At 66.6% G+C, this 19,961-nt stretch carries 13 protein-coding genes and 1 pseudogene; 11 read left to right on the top strand and 3 right to left on the bottom strand.

The window, feature by feature from the left end; genetic code table 11:
• From ED208_RS17880 to ED208_RS16060, 3 genes and pseudogenes are all read left to right on the top strand, one after another.
• Positions 1-122 (top strand): annotated as a pseudogene (locus ED208_RS17880) (IS30 family transposase); the annotation flags it as partial.
• A gap of 201 nt (positions 123-323) precedes the next feature.
• Positions 324-2,642 (top strand): DNA helicase II, encoded by a 2,319-nt coding sequence (gene uvrD, locus ED208_RS16065; protein WP_123212940.1) that lies wholly within the window; start codon positions 324-326, stop codon positions 2,640-2,642.
• Between the two features lie 12 nt (positions 2,643-2,654).
• Positions 2,655-3,470, top strand: a complete 816-nt coding sequence (locus tag ED208_RS16060) for a M90 family metallopeptidase (protein ID WP_123212939.1) — start codon at positions 2,655-2,657, stop codon at positions 3,468-3,470.
• A gap of 79 nt (positions 3,471-3,549) precedes the next feature.
• Here the strand turns inward: ED208_RS16060 and ED208_RS17495 are convergent, their stop codons facing one another.
• On the bottom strand, positions 3,550-4,143 hold the full coding sequence (locus ED208_RS17495) for a hypothetical protein (protein WP_199720646.1): 594 nt from the start codon (positions 4,141-4,143) through the stop codon (positions 3,550-3,552).
• Between ED208_RS17495 and ED208_RS16050 the strand changes: the two genes are divergently transcribed.
• The 4 genes from ED208_RS16050 to ED208_RS16035 all read left to right on the top strand — a co-directional run bounded on the left by ED208_RS16050 (position 4,133) and on the right by ED208_RS16035 (position 8,844).
• Positions 4,133-5,389 (top strand): S8 family serine peptidase, encoded by a 1,257-nt coding sequence (locus ED208_RS16050; RefSeq protein WP_148044782.1) that lies wholly within the window; start codon positions 4,133-4,135, stop codon positions 5,387-5,389. The genes ED208_RS17495 and ED208_RS16050 overlap by 11 nt on opposite strands.
• A gap of 93 nt (positions 5,390-5,482) precedes the next feature.
• A complete protein-coding gene (locus ED208_RS16045) occupies positions 5,483-6,835 on the top strand; it encodes a DUF1329 domain-containing protein (RefSeq protein WP_123212937.1) in 1,353 nt (450 codons plus the stop codon).
• A gap of 116 nt (positions 6,836-6,951) precedes the next feature.
• Positions 6,952-8,310 (top strand): DUF1329 domain-containing protein, encoded by a 1,359-nt coding sequence (locus tag ED208_RS16040; protein ID WP_123212936.1) that lies wholly within the window; start codon positions 6,952-6,954, stop codon positions 8,308-8,310.
• Between the two features lie 108 nt (positions 8,311-8,418).
• The gene (locus tag ED208_RS16035; protein ID WP_123212935.1) at positions 8,419-8,844 is read left to right on the top strand and encodes a DUF4124 domain-containing protein; all 426 of its coding nucleotides are present in this window, start codon (positions 8,419-8,421) and stop codon (positions 8,842-8,844) included.
• A gap of 69 nt (positions 8,845-8,913) precedes the next feature.
• On the opposite strand, the gene bamJ is transcribed toward ED208_RS16035, so the two are convergent.
• Together bamJ and plsB are read right to left on the bottom strand one after the other, a co-directional pair.
• Positions 8,914-9,651 carry a BamJ family beta-barrel-assembly machinery protein gene (gene bamJ, locus ED208_RS16030; RefSeq protein WP_123212934.1) on the bottom strand — a complete coding sequence of 246 codons (738 nt, stop codon included), beginning with the start codon at positions 9,649-9,651 and terminating at the stop codon, positions 8,914-8,916.
• 85 nt (positions 9,652-9,736) lie between these two features.
• Complete coding sequence (gene plsB / locus ED208_RS16025; RefSeq protein WP_123212949.1) at positions 9,737-12,253, bottom strand: glycerol-3-phosphate 1-O-acyltransferase PlsB; 2,517 nt, start codon at positions 12,251-12,253, stop codon at positions 9,737-9,739.
• Between the two features lie 91 nt (positions 12,254-12,344).
• Here plsB and ED208_RS16020 point away from each other — a divergent pair, with 91 nt between their 5' ends.
• The 4 genes from ED208_RS16020 to ED208_RS16005 all read left to right on the top strand — a co-directional run bounded on the left by ED208_RS16020 (position 12,345) and on the right by ED208_RS16005 (position 19,916).
• Positions 12,345-12,785 (top strand): DUF4112 domain-containing protein, encoded by a 441-nt coding sequence (locus tag ED208_RS16020; RefSeq protein ID WP_123212933.1) that lies wholly within the window; start codon positions 12,345-12,347, stop codon positions 12,783-12,785.
• A 199-nt stretch (positions 12,786-12,984) separates the two neighbouring features.
• Complete coding sequence (locus ED208_RS16015; RefSeq protein WP_158608596.1) at positions 12,985-16,326, top strand: beta strand repeat-containing protein; 3,342 nt, start codon at positions 12,985-12,987, stop codon at positions 16,324-16,326.
• A 129-nt stretch (positions 16,327-16,455) separates the two neighbouring features.
• Positions 16,456-17,949, top strand: coding sequence for a peptide MFS transporter (locus ED208_RS16010; protein ID WP_123212931.1), 1,494 nt, complete (start codon positions 16,456-16,458; stop codon positions 17,947-17,949).
• 14 nt (positions 17,950-17,963) lie between these two features.
• Entirely contained in the window at positions 17,964-19,916 is a 1,953-nt protein-coding gene (locus ED208_RS16005; protein ID WP_123212930.1) for a M2 family metallopeptidase, read from the top strand.
• Positions 19,917-19,961: the final 45 nt, after the last annotated feature.

The following is a 19,961-nucleotide window of genomic DNA, read 5'->3' as shown; positions in this document are numbered from 1 at the left end:
TCGCCTGGGAGATGAACACCCGCCCCCGCAAAACCCTCGGGTGGAAGACTCCCGCCGAAGTCTTCTTCAACAAATGCTTCGAACAACGCGATCAAAACAACCGTGTTGCACTTGATGCTTGAATCCGTCTTACTTTTCTTTGCAGGAGCAAAGAAAAGTGAGTCGCCAATAGGCGAAAAAGAGCTCGCACCAACTGCACCGCCAGCAGAGCGCGAACGCGCGAACCACAGACATCCAGGCAAAGCCGCAAACACCAAGCGCCCCAACAGCAGGCGCGCACCCCCGACCACGGCAGCGCCCCTCATCGCCAGTAAACTAGCGCCATGCAATTCGACGCGTTCACCCAGACCGACCCCCGCCTCGTCGCCCTCGTCGAAGCCCTGAATCCCGCCCAGCGCGAAGCCGTCACCGCCCCGTCCGAGCACCGGCTGGTGCTGGCCGGCGCCGGCTCCGGCAAGACCCGCGTGCTCACCCACCGCATCGCCTGGCTGATGGCGGTGGAAGGCGTCTCGGCGCATTCGGTGCTGGCGGTGACCTTCACCAACAAGGCGGCCAACGAGATGCGCGGCCGCATCGAGCAGCTGGTGAACGTGCCGGTTAGGGCGATGTGGGTCGGCACCTTCCACGGCACCGCCCACAAGCTGCTGCGCCTGCACTGGCGCGAGGCGAAGCTGCCGCAGAACTTCCAGATTCTCGACGCCGACGATCAGCAGCGCCTGGTCAAGCGCGTGCTCAAGGGGCTGGAGATGGCCGAGGACCGCTTCCCGCCGAAGATGGTCACCGGCTGGATCAACGCCCAGAAGGAAGAAGGCCGCCGCCCGCACCAGATGGCCGACCAGGGCGACTACAGCCAGCGGCAGCTGGTGCGCGCCTACACCGCCTACCAGCAGGCTTGCGAGGCGCAGGGGCTGGTGGATTTCGCCGAGCTGCTGCTGCGCGCCTACGAGTTGTTCCGCGACCAGCCGGCAGTGCGCGAGCACTACCACCGCAAGTTCCGGCACGTGCTGGTCGACGAGTTCCAGGACACCAACACCCTGCAATACCTCTGGCTGCGCCTGCTGTGCGGGCCAGAGGCGAAGATCTTCGCGGTCGGCGACGACGACCAGTCGATCTACGGCTGGCGCGGCGCCAAGGTGGAAAACATCCAGAAGCTCAGCCGCGACTACCCGGGCATCGAGCTGGTGCGACTGGAGCAGAACTACCGTTCCACCGGCACCATCCTCAAGGCCGCCAATGGCCTGATCGCGCACAACTCCGGGCGCCTGGGCAAGAACCTCTGGACCGAGGACCGCGAGGGCGAGGCGATCCAGCTCTACGCCGCCTACAACGAGTACGACGAGGCGGAGTTCGTGGTCAATCGCATGCGCGACTACCTCGACGGCCATGGCCGCTACAGCGATCTGGCGGTGCTCTACCGCAGCAATGCGCAGTCGCGGGTGCTGGAAGAAATGCTGATCCGCGCGCGCCTGCCGTATCGCATCTACGGCGGCCTGCGCTTCTTCGAGCGCATGGAAGTGAAGGACGCGCTGGCCTGGCTGCGGCTGCTGGTCAACCGCGACGACGACGGCAGCTTCGAGCGCGCGCTGACCACGCCACCGCGCGGCGTCGGCGCCACCTCGCTGGAAAAGCTGCGGGCCTTCGCCAAGCAGCACGAGCTGTCGCTGTGGAAGGCGGCGCGCTCCGGTAGCGCGGCGCTGGGCCGCACCTCCGGCGCGCTGGGCTTGTTTCTCGACCAGATCGACTTGCTCGACCAGCAGACCCGTGAGCTGCCGCTGGCCGCGAAGATGGAAAAGCTGATCGAGCGCTCCGGCCTGAAGGAGCACTACAAGAAAGAGAAGGGCGAGCAAGCGGAAGCGCGCCTGGAAAACCTCGACGAGCTGATCAACGCCGCCAAGTCCTTCGAGCGTCCGGAGGAAGAAGGCCTGGACCCGGTGCTCAACTTCCTCACCCACGCGGCGCTGGAGGCCGGCGAAGGCCAGGCCAACGCCGGCGAGGAGGCCGTGCAATTGATGACCCTGCATTCCGCCAAGGGCCTGGAGTTTCCGGTGGTGTTCATGGTCGGCCTGGAGAACGGCCTGTTCCCGTCCATGCGCGCGGTCGACGAGGGCAATCTCGAAGAGGAGCGCCGGCTCTGCTACGTCGGCATTACCCGCGCCCGTCAGCAGCTCACCATCAGCTATGCCGAGACCCGCCGCATCCACGGCGTCGAGCAGATCTGTGCGCCCTCGCAGTTTTTGAAGGAGATCCCCAGCGAGACCCTGGTCGAGACCCGGCCGCGCGCGGCGGTGCTGCGCAGCAGCTTTGGCGTGCAGTCGGGGCGCGGCGGCTACGGCGGCGGCGGATTCGGTGGCGGCGGCGCGCCGCGTTCCGGGCTGGGCAGCGGCTACGAGCACGGCAATGCCTGGCGCGAGCGCCAGCAGGAAGGCTACAACCTCAGCCGTCCGGCGCTGTCGGCGAAGATGACGGCGGAAGTCGGCTACGGCGGCTACAAGCTGGGCCAGCGGGTGAGCCATCCCAGCTTCGGCGAGGGCACCATCCTGAGCTTCGACGGTGAGGGCGAGCGCACCCGGGTGGAGATCCGCTTCGCCAATGCCGGCACCAAGTGGCTGATGCTGGCCATGGCCAAGCTCAGCCCGCTCTAGCGGCGTGCCGCCATGACCGTCTGGCTACCCAGCCTGCTGGCACTGCTGCTCGCCGCTGGTTTGCTCTGGCAATGGCGGCGTACCCGCCAGCGGCGGCAGGTCTTGCAGAGCGAACCCTTGTCCGAACCCGAGCGGACGCTACTTGAGACGCGGATTGCCGCCGCCGCCTGGATGAGCCCCGCGCAGCGCGCACGCTGGTATCAGCAGGTGCAGCGCTTCCGCCACGGCAAGCGCTGGCTGGCCTGCGGTGGCCATGTGCTCGACGAGGAGCAGCGCCTGCTGATCGCCGGCCTGGCCTGCCTGCTGCGCCTGCAGGACGGGGCCGAGCAGCAGCCGCTGTTCCCGGAAATCCGCGAACTGCTGATCTACCCCGAGGCCTTCCTGGTGCCACCGCTGCACGAGCCCCTGGAGGAGGGGCTGGAACTGGTCGACGACGCCCCCGACGAACGGATCGGCGAACAGGGGCCGGGGCAGGTGGTGCTGTCCTGGGCCGATGTCGAGGCGGCGCTGGCGGGCGACCCGGTGAACGTCGTGGTGCACGAATTCGCCCACGCGCTGGACGAGGAGAACCCGGCCGGCGAAGGCGCGCCACCGATGCCGCGCGCGCTGGCGGCGGAATGGGCCGAGGTGATGGGCGCCGAGTACGCGCGCCTGCAACGCCACCGCCGGCCGCCGGTGCTGGACAAGTACGGGGCGCAGAGCCCGGGCGAGTTCTTCGGGGTGGTCAGCGAGGCCTACTTCCAGCAACCGGCCGCGTTGCACCGGCATCATCCGGCCCTGTTTTCCCTGCTGGCGCGTTACTACGGCCTGGTGGCCCCGGTGGCGTAGCGGCGGCCGCGAAACAGCGGTCCGGACCAGCGGCAACTTGCCAACGGCCTGACAATTGCATTCTGATGGCAGTGTCAGTTCACAGACGGTCCCATTCCATGTTCGCCACACGCCTGTTCTCCGCCGCCCTCGCGGCCAGCCTCATCCTGTCCGCCTGCGGCGGCGCCCCCGAGAGCGACGGCAGCCTGCCGGGCGGCAGCTCCTCCGGCTCCGGTTCGTCCAGCAGTGGGTCGTCCAGCAGCGGCTCCGGCAGCTCGTCGGGCTCGGGCGGCTCCTCCACCTCTTCGTCCTCGTCCTCCTCTTCCTCGGGTGGCAGCTCCGGCGGCTCCACCTCCGGCGGCTCCACCTCCGGCAGTTCCAGCTCGGGCGGTTCCACGTCGGGAGGCTCGACCTCGGGCGGTTCGACCTCCGGCGGCTCCACCTCCGGTAGCTCCAGTTCGGGCGGTTCCACCTCGGGTGGTTCGACCTCCGGTTCCTCGTCCTCTTCCGGTGGCTCCACTTCCGGGTCTTCCTCGTCTTCGTCTTCGGGCGGCTCGACTTCCGGCTCCGGCTCCTCCTCGGGCGGCTCCACCTCCGGCTCCTCGTCTTCGTCCGGCGGCAGCACCAGTTCCTCCAGTGGCGGCAGCTCCTCAGGCGGCAGCGCGGCGGCGGCGCGGGTGGTGGTGGCCGACATCGACACCGGCATCAACCCCTACCACGCCTTCTACAACGCCGGCAGCAGCATCTACCCGGCCGGCAGCCCTCCGGCCAGCGTCACCCCGGAACTGCTGGCCGAACTGGGAGTGGATGCGGCGCACCAGCTGACCCTGACCCGTACCGGCGACTTCGCCGCCGATTTCGCTGCCGACAAGGCGATCTGGGACGGCATCAAGAAGGGCGAGCTGTACTGGTTCAAGGGCACCAACATCCTCGCCGTCACCCTGCGCGAGACCAACGACGGCGGCATTCCGATCCTGCCCGACGACGAGGACGACACCCACGGCGTCGGCACCTCTTCCTCGGTGCTGACCGGCAATCCGGAGGCGGTGATCCTGTTCGTGGAGCCGGACGCGCTCGGTTCGGACGCCTCGCATGCCTACGCCTTCGAGCACCCGGCGGTGGACATCGTCACCACCAGCTATGGCGCCTCGATTCCGCTGGTCGGTATTCCGCTGCCGGAAGCCAGCAGCTTCCCGAAGACCTTCCAGGGCGTGGTCGAGCTGGGCAAGCTGCACTTCAGCTCGGCCGGCAACGGCCCGGGCCTGAGTCCGCTGCGCGCCGGTGCCGGCCCCTGGTGGAGCATCGGCGTCTCCGGCTTCGAGGAGGACTCCTCCAACGGCCGCACCCTGCTGTCCGGCCTGTTCCCGGACTTCATCTCCGACTTCACCCAGAACCTGCCCTACTGCATGGCCTGCGAGAGCGGCACCAACGAGTTCACCGCCGGCACCAGCTTCTCGACGCCGCTGGCGGCGGGCATCGCCTCGCGGGTGCTGCTGGAGGCGCGCCGTGCCCTGGGTTCGGCGGGCGGCATCCAGGTGCGGCCGGACGGCAAGTCGCAGATGGCGGTGGCCGCCGACGGCCGCACGCTCAGCAACTGGCAGCTGCGCCGTGCGCTGGAAGAGGCCGCCTACATTCCGCAGATCACCGACTACGACCCGATCGAGGGCGTGTTCGATGTCGCCGGCCTGCCGATCAACCCGGTGGCGCCCTGGCTGCAGATCGGCTGGGGTGTGCTGTCGATCAATCCGGACAAGGGCGTGGTCGCCAAGGCGCTGGCCTTCCTGGGCCTCGCCGGCGAGGCGCCGGCCGCGAAGGATTTCGGCTACTGCGGGTTCCAGACCGGCAACGTCCAGATCCGCCACCAGTACTGGGATGTGGCCGCGCCGGCCTCCGACCCGAGCATCACGCCGCCGACGGAAGATCCCTTCATCTACTGCTAACAGCGAGAAAAACGCCTCAAACCGGCGGCAGGCGCTGGCGGGCCTCGTGATTGGTCCGCTATTGTCCTGCCCCCGGAGATTGAGGAGAAATTCATGAATCGCACCGCGTTTGCCGCCCTGCTGCTGGCCATGACCAGCGGCACGGCCATCGCCAAGCTGTCGCCCGCCGAGGCGGACAAGCTGAAGAAGGAGCTGACCCCCATCGGTGCCGAGCGCGCCGGCAACAAGGACGGCAGCATTCCCGCCTGGGAAGGCGGCCTGACCAAGCCGCCGGCCTGCTTCAAGGGCGCCGGCGCCTGGTATTGCGATCCGTTCCCCGAAGACAAGCCGAAGTTCACCATCACCAAGGCCAATGTCGACCAGTACAAGGCGCAGCTGACCGACGGCCAGAAGGCCCTGTTCGCCAAGTTTGGCGACAGCTACAAGATGAACGTCTACCCGACGCGCCGCACCGCCGCGTTCCCGGACTTCGTCTACGAGGCCACCTACAAGAACGCCCTCAACGCCGAGCTGGCCAACGGCGGCGAGTCGCTCAACGGCGCGGTGATGGGTATTCCCTTCCCGATCCCGAAGAGCGGCAACGAGCCGATCTGGAACCACAAGCTGCGCTATCGCGGTGCCGGCGTCGATCGCTGGAACATCCAGGCGGCGGTGACCACCACCGGTGCCTTCAATCTGGTGAAGATCCGCGAGCAGGTGAAGTTCCTCTACGGCACCAAGGGCCTGTCGCCGGAGCAGCTCAACAACGTCGGCATCTACTTCATGCAGACGGTGACCGCGCCGCCGCGTCTGGCCGGCACCATCACCCTGGTGCACGAGACGCTGGATCAGGTGAAGGAGCCGCGCCGCGCCTGGCAGTACAACCCCGGACAGCGGCGTCTGCGTCGCGCCCCCAATGTCGGTTACGACAACCCGGGCACCGGCTCCGATGGTCTGCGCACCAACGACCAGACCGACACCTTCAACGGCGCCACTGACCGCTACACCTGGAAGCTGCTGGGCAAGAAGGAAATGCTGGTGCCGTACAGCAGCTACGCCCTGCATTCCAACAAGCTCAAGTACGCCGACATCCTGAAGAAGACCCACATCAACCAGGACCTGCCGCGCTACGAGCTGCACCGGGTCTGGGTGGTGGAGGCCAACGTCAAGCCGAACACCACGCACATCTACAAGAAGCGCTTCTTCTACGTGGACGAGGACAGCTGGCAGATCGTCGCGGTGGACAACTACGACGCCCGCAACACCCTCTGGCGCGTGCAGGAAACCCACTCGGTGATGGCCTACGACAAGCCGTTCCTCAACCCGGTGCTGGAGTCGGTCTACGACCTGCAGTCGGGCCGCTACCTGGCGCAGGCGATGAACAACGAGGAGAACGAGAACGGCGAGCAGGACTACGACGTCGGCTTCTTCGACCCCTCGAACGTCTCCAAGCAGGCGTCGAAGTAAGCCCGTCTGCTGTTCGCGAAGGGCGGCCTGCGGGCCGCCCTTTTTGTGGCCGCGAAGCTGGCGTGGGCGTCAGGTCTGCGCTAAGGTCGGGACATAACGAGAGGAGAGAAGAGACGATGAAACGTACTCTGTGCGTGGCCCTGCTGCTGGGGCTCGCCGCGCCAGTGGTGGCCAAGATCAGCCCGGCCGAGGCGGAAAAGCTCAAGTCGGAACTGACGCCCGTGGGCGCCGAGCGCGCCGGCAGCAAGGACGGCAGCATTCCCAAGTGGGAAGGCGGTCTGACCCAGCCGCCGGCCTGCTACCCGGGCGCGCCGGCCCGCTACTGCGACCCCTACCCGCAGGACAAGCCGAAGTTCACCATCAGCAAGGCCAATGTCGATCAGTACAAGGCGCGGCTGACCGAGGGCCAGAAGGCCTTGTTCGCCAAGTTTGGCGACAGCTACAAGATGAATGTCTACCCGACGCGTCGCACTGCCGCGTTCCCGGATTTCGTCTACGAAGCCACCTACAAGAATGCCCTCAACGCCGAGCTCGCCAATGGCGGCGAGAGCCTGAGTGGCGCCATCCTGGGCATTCCCTTCCCGATCCCGAAGACCGGCAACGAGCCGATCTGGAATCACAAGCTGCGCTATCGCGGCACCGGCGTTGACCGCTGGAACATCCAGGCGGCAGTGACCACCGCCGGCGACTTCAATCTGGTGAAGATCCGCGAGCAGGTGAAGTTCCTCTACGACACCCGGGGCATCAGCCCGGAGCAGCTCAACAACGTCGGCATCTATTACCTGCAGATCGTGGCCGCGCCGCCGCGTCTGGCCGGCACCATCACCCTGGTGCACGAGACCCTGGACCAGGTGAAGGAGCCGCGTCGCGCCTGGCAGTACAACCCCGGCCAGCGCCGCCTGCGCCGTGCGCCGAATGTCGGTTACGACAACCCGGGTACCGGCTCCGACGGTCTGCGCACCAACGACCAGACCGACACCTACAACGGCGCTACCGATCGCTACACCTGGAAGCTGGTCGGCAAGAAGGAGATGTACATCCCCTACAACGCCTACGGCCTGTACTCCGACAAGCTCAAGTACAAGGACATCCTGAGAAAAGGCCACATCAACCAGGACCTGCCGCGCTACGAGCTGCACCGGGTCTGGGTGGTGGAAGCCAACGTCAAGCCGGGCACCACGCACATCTACAAGAAGCGGACCTTCTATGTGGACGAGGACAGCTGGCAGATCGTTGCGGTGGACATCTACGACGCCCGCAACGCGCTCTGGCGGGTGCAGGAGAGCCACATCCTGCAGATCTACGACGGCGGCGAGCGTCTGGGCCACGCCCCGGCGCTGGAGACCGTCTACGACCTGCAGTCCGGCCGCTATCTGGCGCAGGCGATGAACAACGAGGAGCCGCAGAGCATCGAGAAGGACTACGATGTTGGCTTCTTCGATCCGGCCAATGTCTCCAAGCAGGCCACGAAGTAAGGAATCGAATCGGGGTGTGGAGGAGGGGGCGGCATCTCCTGGTACAGGGAGAGTCGCCCCTCTTTTTTGCCGCGAGACAGCGTCTGGCGCAGGGTCTAGACTCGGCGCATGAGGCGATCCAAGACCTATCTGCTGCTGCTAGCCGGGCTGCCACTGCTGGCAGAGGCCACGGTGTACCGCTGGGTGGACGCCAACGGCCAGGTGCACTACTCGCAGACGCCGCCTGCGGAAGTCGGCGCCGAGCCGCAACACATCCGCACCGTGCCGGCATCGCCGTCGGCGCCCGCCGCCGCCCCGCCGCAGACCAAGTCGCCGCCTGCTACCGCGAAGCCCGCTGCCGCCGAAGTGGACCTGGAGGCGCGCGCCAAGCGCTGCAGCGAGGCGCGTGAGCGCATCGCTTATCTGGAAGCCAAGACCGCGCGCCGTCTGGGGGTGGAGCAGCCCGATGGCAGTCTGGCGCGGATGACCGAAGAGCAGTTCGAGGAGCGCTTGCAGGCTGCGCGCGAGGCCGTGACGGGCAACTGCGGCCGCTGAAGCGTTCCGGGCGGAAGGCCACAAAAAAGGGCGGCCCGAGGGCCGCCCTTTCGTTTACTGCCTCAAGGCTTACTTCTTGGGTTCGCCGATGGACAGCAGCTCGACCTCGAACACCAGGGTGGCGTTGGGGCCGATCTTGATGCCGGCGCCGCGCTCGCCGTAGGCGAGGTTGGAGGGGATCACGAACTTGTACTTGGCGCCCGGCTTCATCAGCTGCAGGCCTTCGGTCCAGCCCGGGATCACGTTCTGCAGCGGGAAGCTCACCGGCTGGCCACGGTCGTAGCTGGAGTCGAAGGTCTCGCCGTTGATCAGGGTGCCCTTGTAGTGCACGGTGACGGTGTCGGTGGCCTTCGGCGCGTCGCCCTTGCCTTCGGTCAGCACTTCGTACTGCAGGCCGGAGGCGGTGGTCTTTACGCCTTCCTTCTTGGCGTTCTCGGCGAGGAACTTCTCGCCTTCTTCCTTGGCCTTGCCGGCGGCGGCGGTGCGCTCTTCCAGCTGCTTCTTCTGCAGCTTCTGAGCGACGGTGTTCTTGATCTCCTCGCGGGTCTTGTCGTCGAGCACCGAGGTGCCGCCGGAGAACACGGTGTCGAGACCGGCTTCCAGGGCCTTGATGTCCACATCGTCCTTCACCGGCTGCAGCGACTTGGCGAGGTCGACGCCGATGGCGTAACCGAACTTCTGGGCGTCGGTGGTCAGCTCCTCGGCCTTGGTGATGTTGGGGACGCTGTTGCCTTCGTTCTTCTGGCAGGCGGCGAGGGCAAGGCCGGCGACAGCGACGGCGAGCAGGGTGCGTTTGGTGGTGAGCATGGAAATCCTGAGTGGATGGAAGGCCGGCTTTCGGGCCGCCGTAGGTGATGAGCTTTGAGGGCCGGGAATTATAACGAGCACGATGTCAAGGCGAGGACGAGACAGTTTCCGCCCCGGTCAGCGTGGTATCGCGCCGCCGGGACAGCAGCTGCAAGAGCGTCTGACGGCTTTCGTCGGAGAGTAGTTCCAGCGAGCGTTCGGCGATGCGCTCGATGCGGGCATCGACCACCAGGTTGCGCTGACCCTCGCCATCGCCCTGTTCGGTGACCAGGCCCATGCCGATCAGGGTGTTGAGATAGCCCTTGAACAGGGCCGGGTCGAAGAATTCCGGGGCATCGCGGCCGGTGAGTACCGCCATGCGCTCGGCGAGCAGGCGGCAGTCCTGCTCGAACTTGCTGCGCAGCAGGTTCTGCGGGGTCTTGCGCTCTTCGGCCAGCAGCAGCGCGGTCATGCCGTAGCGCTCCAGGGTCTCGCCGAGGATGCGGCCGAGCATGGCCAGGGTGGAGAAGGACTTCTGGGTGACATCCGGTCGCCAGAGATCCTGGCCCTCGCGGCGCAGCAGGCCGAGGTTGACCATCACCTCCAGCGTGCGGCGGGCCACCTGCTCGATTTCCTCCGGCGGCCAGCGCAGGAAGAACTCGGTGCGCAGGAAGGGATAGAGCGCACGGCAGCCGGTGATCGCCGCTTCCTCGGACAGGCGGGCGCGGGTGCGGAACAGGTTGGCAATCAGCGAGGGCACCGCGAACAGATGCTGGATGTTGTTGCGGTTGTAGGTGAGCAGCACCGCGTCGCGGCTGGCGCAGCCGACCAGATCGCCCCAGGGGTGCGGCACCCGCACCAGGCGCGACACCGGCGCCGCCCAGTCCAGCACCGACTTCGGATTGGCATCGGGGATGTAGAGCTGCTGCGAGTAGGGTTCGCCCTTGAGCAGCCAGGCCAGGTGGCCGACCTGTTCGACGATCTCGTCTTCGCTCGCCGCGCCGCGCGGGCTGGCCAGCAGGGCCACCGCCGACAGACCGCAGGGATTCGCCACCGCCGCCGCGTTGACCCGCCGCATGTTCTCGTCGGCCAGTTCCTTGACGAAGGCCGGGTAGCCCTCGGGACGGCTGTCGGCGCTGGCGTCGGCAGCGGCGCCGAAATGCGCGCGCCAGTCCGGCAGATGGGCGTCGGCATAGGCCTGCAGCGGGATCGGCTCGCCGAAGTTGAGGTAGGCCTTGCCGTGGCTCTTGGTGAGAATCTTGCCGGCCTTGAGCAGGCCCTCGGCGGACTCCTTCTGCTTGGCGCCGCCCTTCAATTCCTTGAAGTAGCTGCCCACCTCCCAGACCTTGTCGTAACCGATGTACACCGGGACGATCACCACCGGCCGGGCGCGGCTGCGCAGGGCGCTTTCCACCACCATCGCCAGCAGGCCGGTCTTCGGTGCCAGCAGGCGGCCGGTGCGGCTGCGGCCGCCCTCGGGGAAGAACTCGATGGCGTAGCCCTTGGCGATCAGCGCATCGACATAGCCCCGGAACACCGCCGTGTAGAGCGCATCGCCGGCAAACTTGCGGCGCATGTAGAAGGCGCCGCAACGGCGCAGCAGACCGCCCACCGGCCAGAAGTTGAGGTTGATGCCGGCGGCGATATGCGGCGGCACCAGACCCTGGTGATAGAGCGTGTACGACAGCAGCAGGTAGTCGGCGTGCGAGCGGTGGCTGGGCAGATAGATGATCTCGTGGCTCTGCGCCAGCTCGCGCACGCGGTCGAGGTTCTGCACATCGACGCCACGGAACACCCGCTGCCAGACGAAGATGGTCAGCAGGCGCTCCAGGAAGTTGACCGCGACGCTGGAGTAGTCGGCGCCGATCTCGTCGGCCAGCCGCCAGGCGCGCTTGCGCACCTGCTCCAGCGTCAGGTTCTTGGTCTTGGCCTCGTGTTCGATGGCGCGGCGCACCAGTCGGGAATTGACCACCCGTTCGAGCATGATCCGCCGGGGCGGCAGTTCCGGCCCCAGCGCTGCGGTGCGCGCGCGCAGGAAGTGGAAGTGCAGACCGCGGATCAGCTTCTTCAGGCCCTTGGCGGTGTCGGGCTCGTCCTGCAGGTAGCTGCGGAACGACACCGGCTGCGCGAAGTTGGCGAGCATGTTGCGCGAGTTGACCAGGCTGATGAAGAACTTGCGGGCACTGCCGGCCTGCGGGATGTCGGCGAAGATCAGCTTGAACAGGCTGGTCTCCGAGCCCGGATCGCGGCCCCAGAAGATCGACACCGGCACGATCTGGATGTCGAACTGAGGGTCCTTGGCGACGGTGGCCAGCACCTGCGAGAGCTCGGTCATCCGCACCCGGGTTTCCAGCAGCGCCGGCAGGTAGACGCAGCCGGCGCGGCCGGCGGTGGGCAGGCTGGCGCCGGTGCGCTGCGGACGCGGCAGGCCGTAGTGGCGGCAGACCTTGTCGAGCGCGAACAGGTCGATCCAGCTGCGGGTGGGCAGCACGAAGGCGATCGGGCGGCTCGGGTCCAGCCCCAGGCGCTCGAACAGGTTTTCCGGCGTGGCCTTGAATTTGACCAGGGCCAGCAGCGGGCGGTACAGCCACCAGGCCAGCCAGTAGCTCAGTGCGGCGAGCATGCGCATGAGGATTTGTTCTGTGAACTGTATTGTGAGTAGGCGCACAGTTTAGCGAATCGAGATTTCCACACCCCGCCGCCCGTCCGACGCCATGAACCCGGCCCCGCATCCCTCCCTGCAACGTGTCGAGAAGCTCGCCTACTGGCTCGACGAGTTCATCACCGTTCCCGGCACGCGCTTCAAGATCGGACTGGAGTCGCTGGTCGGCATGATTCCCGTAGTCGGCGATGTCGCGGGCCTGCTGATGGGCGGGTATGTCGTGGTCGAAGCGCACCGCTTGGGCGCTCCGGCCGAACTCAAGTGGAAGATGGTCCGCAACGTCGCACTCGACGGAGCCATCGGCCTGGTGCCGGTGCTGGGCGACTTCTTCGACTTCGCCTACCGCAGCAACCGCCGCAATGTGCAGTTGCTGCTGGGGCACTACCGGCCATCGGCGCTCCAGCGGAAGGCCGCGCCCCGCCGGTTCAGATGGCTGTTGCTCGGCCTGCTGTTGCTGGCCGGACTGGCGCTGTGGCTGCTCATGACCCGCTAGGGTGGAGTGGCCCGGATTTATTTTGGCGCTGCCATGGTGGCGCAAAGACGGTCGTTTAGAATCCTTCGCAACGAATGCCGTGATTTCTGGAACTTCAGGAACCACGGCCCGGTGCCCGGGGCGCGCGAACCCTGGATCGCCGGTACAGACTTCTGGGTCGCGACAGTCGGGGTTTGCCGCCGTGATGAACTTGTTCTCGATGCCGTTCCGCGTTGTTCAGGCCCTGGTTGCGGGCATTCTGCTGGCCCTGGGCTTGAGTGCCTGCGGCGGAGGCGGATCCGCGCCCCCGACGTTGGTGCGTATCGAGATCAGCCCGCTCAACGTCACCAAGCCTCTGGGCACCAGCCAGCAGTTCGTGGCAACCGCCATCATGTCGGACAACAGCAAGGGCGATGTCAGCGCGTCCACCGTCTGGGTTTCCAGCGATCCCAGTGTCGCCACGATCTCCGGCTCGGGCGTGGCCATCGCCCGCAAGCTTGGCAAGACGACGATCTCCGCCAACTTTCAGGGCAATACCGCCAGCACTGAGCTGACCGTGGGCCCTGCGACCGTGGCTACGGTGGCGGTGACACCGGTCAATTCCAGTTTGCCCAAGGGCGCCAGCCGGCAGTTCAGCGCCATGGCCACCTTCACCGACAACTCCACTAGCGACGTGACCGCCACCGCGACCTGGACCTCCTCCTCGACCTCCACCGCCACGGTCAGTAACGCCGCCGACAGCCGAGGTCTGGTGACTGCCGTGGCTCCCGGCCTGATCACCATCAGCGCCAGCCAGAGCGGCGCCACCGGCAACACCAGCTTGACGGTGACCGCCGCCACCCTCCAGCGCATCGAAGTCACCCCCAGCGCCAGTTCGGTGGCCAAGGGCAATAGTCGGCAGTTCGCCGCCACGGGCGTCTTTACCGACAACAGCACCCAGGATCTGACCGGCGCCGCGACCTGGAGCAGCTCCGCTCCGTCCGTGGCCTCGGTCAGCAACGAGGTCGCGACTAAGGGCCGCGCGAAGGGTTTGGAGGTCGGCAGCAGCACCATCGGCGCGGCCTATGGCGGCCTGACGGGTTCCACCACGCTGGCGGTCAGCGATGCCGTGCTGACAGGGCTCCAGGTCACTCCCGCCACCAGCTCGCGGCCCAAGGGCGCGATCCAGCAGTTCACCGCCATTGGCACCTTCAGCGACCAGACCACCGGCGACGTGACCGAGGACGAAAACCTGGTCTGGTCCAGCGCTGATTCGTCGATTGCCTCGATCAGCAATGCCGCAGGCAGCAGCGGTCAGGCGCGCGGCGTCACTGAGGGCGGCACGACCATCACCGCCACTTCGGGCGAGTTCACCGCGAGCGCCTCTTTCACCGTCACGGCGGCAGCGCTGGCGCGGATTGATATCACTCCGACAACGCCTTCGGTCCCGGTGGGAACCAGTCAGCAGTTCACTGCCACGGGCGTCTACACCGATAACAGCAGCCAGGACTTCACCAAAGTGGCCACCTGGAGCTCCACCGACAGCAGCGTGCTGGAGGTGAGCAACAGCGCCGGCACCCAGGGATTGGCGGTGGCCAAGAAGCTGGGCGCGGCCACGATCAAGGCCAGTCATCAGGGGCTCACCGGCAGCACCGACGCCACGGTCAGTGATGCGAGCCTGATTGCGATCGAGGTTACCCCGCCCAACAAGAACCTGGCGAAGGGCTTCAGCCTGCAGTACGCGGCCACCGGTATCTACAGCGACGACAGCGCTCGCGACGTCACCGGTACCGCCACCTGGACCTCCAGCAATACCAGCGCGGCCAGCATCAGCAATGCCGAAGGCAGTCGCGGTCTGGCGAAGGCGACGCTGACTCCGGGCAGCACCAATATCTCGGCCAGCATCGGTGGCGTGATGGGCGCAACCAGTCTGACCGTGACCAATGCCACGGTGAAGTCGGGCTCGGTCACGCCCACTGACCCCACGATGCCGAAGGGTGTCAGCCGCCAGTTCACCGCGACCGTCGTTTTCACTGATGGCTCCACCCAGGATGTCACCAGCCAGGTGAGCTGGACCTCCTCGGCGACCGGCAGAGCGACGGTTGGCGACAGCGCCGCCAGCAAGGGCCAGGTGACGGCGGTGAGCGAGGGTGAGGCGACCATCACCGCCACCGTGACCAACGACGCGGCCAAGGGCGCCTCGGCGTCCAGCAAGGTCACGGTGACGCCAGCCACCCTGGGCAGCATCACGGTGACGCCGGCGACCGCCAGCGCCGCCAAGGGGAACACCCAGAACTACAAGGCCGAAGGCCTGTATTCCGACAATTCCGTGGAGAACCTCACCGAGACGGTGACCTGGAGCAGTTCCGATACCGCAGTGGCGACGGTCAGCAATGCCAGCGGCACCCGGGGTGTGGTCCGCGCCGTCGCGCAGGGCAGCGCGACGATCACCGCCGCGCTCGGCAGTGTCAGCGGCACGGCCAGCTTCACCGGCACTGCGGCGGTGCTGAAGGCGCTCGCCATCAGCCCGGCCAGCGCCAGCGTGGCGGCCGGGCGCAGCCAGCAGTACGTGGCGACCGGCACTTACTCCGATGACAGCACGCAGAACCTGACCAAGGTGGTGACCTGGAGCTCCAAGGATTCGACCGTTGCCACTATCAGCAACGCCGCCGATAGCGCGGGCTTGGCCAGCACCAGCGCGCCGGGCGAAACCGAGATCAAGGCGGTCAGCGGCGGAATCAGCAGCGATGTGGCGACGCTGAAGGTGACCGACGCGGTGGTGACGGGTGTGACCGTGAAGCCGGCCAATCAGACCATCGGCAACAAGACCAGCTTGCAGTACACCGCCACGCTGGCCTACTCGGACGGCAGCTCGGTGGACACCCGCAAGGTGACCTGGTCTTCCAGCGATACGACCATCGCCGATGTCAGCAATGCCAGTGGTAGCGAAGGTCTAGCCACCGCCAAGGCACAGGGCGCCGTCACCATCACCGCGACCAGCGGCGGTTTCAGCGGCAGCACCCCGCTCACCGTTGGGCCGGCGGCACTGCAGAGCATCAAGGTCGCTGGCAAGCTCACCACGCTGCCGGTGGGCTATAAGGTGCAGTACACCGCCACCGGCACCTACACCGACGCCTCCACGCAGGATCTGACCAGCAGCGTCAGCTGGCAGACCCTCAATGGCGCTGTGGCGACCGTCAGCAATGACAGCGGCAGCAAGGGCGTGGTCACCACGGTGGCGCTGGGCTCCACCTCGGTGGTGGCGAGTCTCGGCGGCGTCAGCGGCAACGCCGGAGTGACGGTTACCAACGCCACGCTGAGCAGCATTGCGGTGACACCGGCCAATCCCCGCATCGCCGGTAGCGACTCGGTGCAGCTCACCGCCACCGCCACTTTCTCCGACGGCGGCAAGCTGGACATCAGCACCCAGGTGACCTGGGCCTCGTCCAATACCTCGGCGGTGACGGTTGACCAGTCCGGCCTGGCCAGCGGCGGCTTCTTCCCCGGCAACGCCACGGTCTCGGCCAGCAAGGGCTCACCGGCGGTGACCGGGCAGACCACCGTGACGCACACGGCTTTCTGATCCGCCAGGACGATTTACCCCCAAGCCCCGCTCCGGCGGGGCTTTTTTTGGCCAGCGTTTTGCAGTGCAGGATTGACTCGTCGCCCTGGCCAAAGGCAAGGTCGGCTCAAACCCGCAAGGAATCCCTCAATGCAACAAGCCCAATGGCTGGGCCACCCGCGTGGCCTGGCAACGCTGTTCTTTACCGAGATGTGGGAGCGGTTCTCCTACTACGGCATGCGCGCCATCCTGGTGCTGGCGATGGTCGCGGCGGTGGAAGGCAAGAATCCCGGCCTGGGTCTCTCCCGTGAAGTCGCCACCGCCATCTACGGTCTCTACACCTCGGCGGTCTACCTCGCCTCGCTGCCGGGCGGCTGGATTGCCGACCGCCTGATCGGCCAGCGCAACGCGGTGTTCTGGGGCGGCGTCATCATCGCCGCCGGCCACTTCACGATGGCCCTGGCCAGCAATGCCAGCTTCTTCGTCGGCCTCATTCTCATCGCGCTGGGCACCGGGCTGCTCAAGCCCAATGTCAGCGCCATGGTCGGTCAGCTCTACGCCAATGCCGAGGGCGCGCGCAAGGACGCCGGCTATTCGATCTTCTACATGGGCATCAACACCGGCGCCTTCATCGGTCAACTGATCTGCGGCGCGCTGGGCGAGAAGGTGGGCTGGCACTGGGGCTTCGGTGCCGCCGGCATCTTCATGACCCTGGGTCTGATCCAGTACAAGCTCTACGACAAGTATCTGGGCAGCGTCGGCGCCACCGCTGCCAGCACCGGTGACGCCCAGCGCGATGCGGCGGTGCGCCGCAAGGGCTGGAGCGCGGTGGCGGTGTTCCTGCTCGGACTCGCCGGCGTGGTGCTGGCCGCACTCAGCGGCAGCCTGCTGATCGACGCGGTGAAGCTGGCGCAGGGCACTGGCATCTTCATCGTCGCGCTGGCGGCGGTGTACTTCAGCGCGGTGATCTTCTTCGGTGGCCTCGACAGCACCGAGCGCAAGCGGGTGGGAGTGATCGCTATCCTGTTCGTCGGCGCGGCGATGTTCTGGAGCGGCTTCGAGCAGGCCGGCTCCAGCTTCAACCTGTTCGCGCAGGACTACACCGACCGCGTGGTGTTTGGCTGGGAGATCCCGGCCTCCTGGCTGCAGTCGGTGAATCCGCTGTTCATCATCCTGCTGTCGCCGTTCTTCGCGGCGCTGTGGGTGCAGCTCGGCAAGCGCAACCTCAATCCCTCGACGCCGTTCAAGTTCGGCATCGGCCTGTTGCAGATGGCGGTGGGCTTTCTGGTGCTGGCCTGGGCCTCGATCTACGTGGCGCAGGGCGAGAAGGTGGCGCCGACCTGGCTGATCCTCACCTACCTGTTCCACACCACCGGCGAGCTGTGCCTGTCGCCTGTCGGCCTGTCGGCGGTCAACAAGCTGGCGCCGCAGCGCTACCAGGGCCAGATGTTCGGCACCTGGTTCACCGCCTCGGCGCTGGGCCATCTGATCGCCGGCCTGCTCGCCGGGCATCTGGCGCAGGACACCGATGTGGCGGGCATGTCCGGCCGTTTCGTGTTCGTGTTCATGACCACCGCCGGCGCCGGCCTGATCATGCTGACCTTCATGAAACCCATCAAGAAGCTGATGGGCGATATCAAGTGAACCGGGGAGAACCGATGAAAACCTTCCATTACACCCTTCTGGCGGCGGTGCTCGCCGTCTCCGCCTGCGGCGGCAAGCCGAGCGAAACCGCCGCCGCGCCGCCAGCGCCGAGCGCCGCCAGCGCCGATGCCTTCATCGCCAAGTACAACGACGACTTCCGCGCCTTCTACCCGACGCTGACCGGGCCGCAATGGCTGGCGGCGACCTACATCACCGACGACAGCCAGGCGGTCGCCTCGCGCGCCAACGAGCAGTACCTGGAGTTCAGCTTCAACACCGCGCAGGCGGCCAAGCCGTTCTACGCGCTCAAGGACCTCAAGCCGGAAACCGCGCGGGCGCTGAACCTGATCCGGGTCGGCTCGGCGGCCCCCAGCGCGCCGGCCGAGCGCGAGGAGCTGGCCAAGATCGGCGCCAAGATGGAAGCCAATTACGGCTCCGGAAAATGGTGTCGCAAGGATGCTTCCGGCAACGACCAGTGCCTGTCGCTGCAGGAGATCGAGAAGATCATCACCAACGCCGACCTCAAGGCCACCCCGGCCGAGCTGGCCGAGGCCTGGGCGGGCTGGCATGCCACCGCCAAGCCGATCCGCAAGGACTACCAGCGCTTCATCGAGTTGCAGAACAGCGCGGCGAAGGAATCCGGCTTCGCCAATATGGGCGAGATGTGGCGCGCCGGCTACGACATGAGCCCGGCCGAGTTCAGTGACGAGACCGAGCGCCTCTGGGGCCAGGTGAAGCCGCTCTACGACGAGCTGCACTGCTACGTGCGCAACAAGCTCAACGCCAAGTACGGCGACGCAGTGGTGCCGAAGAACGGCCTGATTCCGGCGCAGTTGCTCGGCAACATGTGGGCGCAGAGCTGGGGCAATCTCTACCCGCTGATGGAGCCCTACCAGGGCGTCGGCTCGCTGGACGTGACCGCCGCCCTGGCGGCGCAGCGCGAGGCCGAACTCGCCAAGCTCAAGGCCGCCTACAAGGGCAAGCCGACGGTGAAGGCGCTGGCCGAGATGGAGCACGAGGCCGACAAGGCGATGAGCCTGAAAATGACCCGCATCGCCGAGGACTTCTACACCTCGCTGGGCTTCCCGGCGCTGCCGGACAGCTTCTGGGAGAAGAGCCTCCTGCAGCAGCCGCGTGATCGCGACGTGGTCTGCCACGCCTCGGCCTGGGACATGAACCTCGCCGGCGATGTCCGCATCAAGCAGTGCATCGAGCCGGATGAGGAGCATCTGTTCACCATCCACCACGAGCTGGGCCACATCTACTACTACCTGATGTACAACGCCCTGCCGCCGATCTTCCAGCAGGGCGCGCACGACGGTTTCCACGAGGCCATCGGCGACACCATCACCCTCTCGCTCACGCCGCAGCATCTGGAGAAGATCGGCCTGGTCAAAGGCGCCAAGAACGACGAGAAGGCAGTCATCAACAGCCAGATGAAGCTGGCGCTCGACAAGATCACCTTCCTGCCCTGGGGCAAGCTGGTGGATCAGTGGCGCTGGAAGGTGATGGACGGCAGCATCAAGCCCGAGAACTACAACGCCGGCTGGTGGCAGTTGCGCGAGCAGTACCAGGGCGTGGCGCCGCCGCTGGCGCGGACCGAGGAAGACTTCGATCCGGGTGCCAAGTACCACGTCCCGGGCAACACCCCGTACACGCGCTACTTCCTGTCCTTCGTCATCCAGTTCCAGTTCCAGAAGGCGCTGTGCGAGGCGGCCGGCTTCAAGGGTCCGCTGCACGAGTGCGACATCTACGGCAACAAGGCGGCGGGTGAGAAGTTCATGGCCATGCTCAAGGAAGGGCAGTCCCAGCCCTGGCCGGAGACGCTGGCCAAGCTCACCGGCGGCAAGCAGATGGACGGCTCCGCGATCATCGAATACTTCGCGCCGCTGATGGGCTACCTGAAGGAACAGAACCAGGGCCAGAGCTGCGGCTGGAGCGCGCCGACGGCGGCAAGCAGTCCCTGAAGCCAGGGGTGGGACTCGAAGGGCGGCCTCGGGCCGCCCTTTTTT

It is taken from the genome of Stagnimonas aquatica, from assembly GCF_003730135.1.
In the GTDB taxonomy this organism is placed as follows: Bacteria; Pseudomonadota; Gammaproteobacteria; order Nevskiales; family Nevskiaceae; genus Stagnimonas; species Stagnimonas aquatica.
The sequence above is the reverse complement of the archived record's forward strand: the minus strand, read 5'-3'. Positions and strand labels throughout refer to the sequence as shown.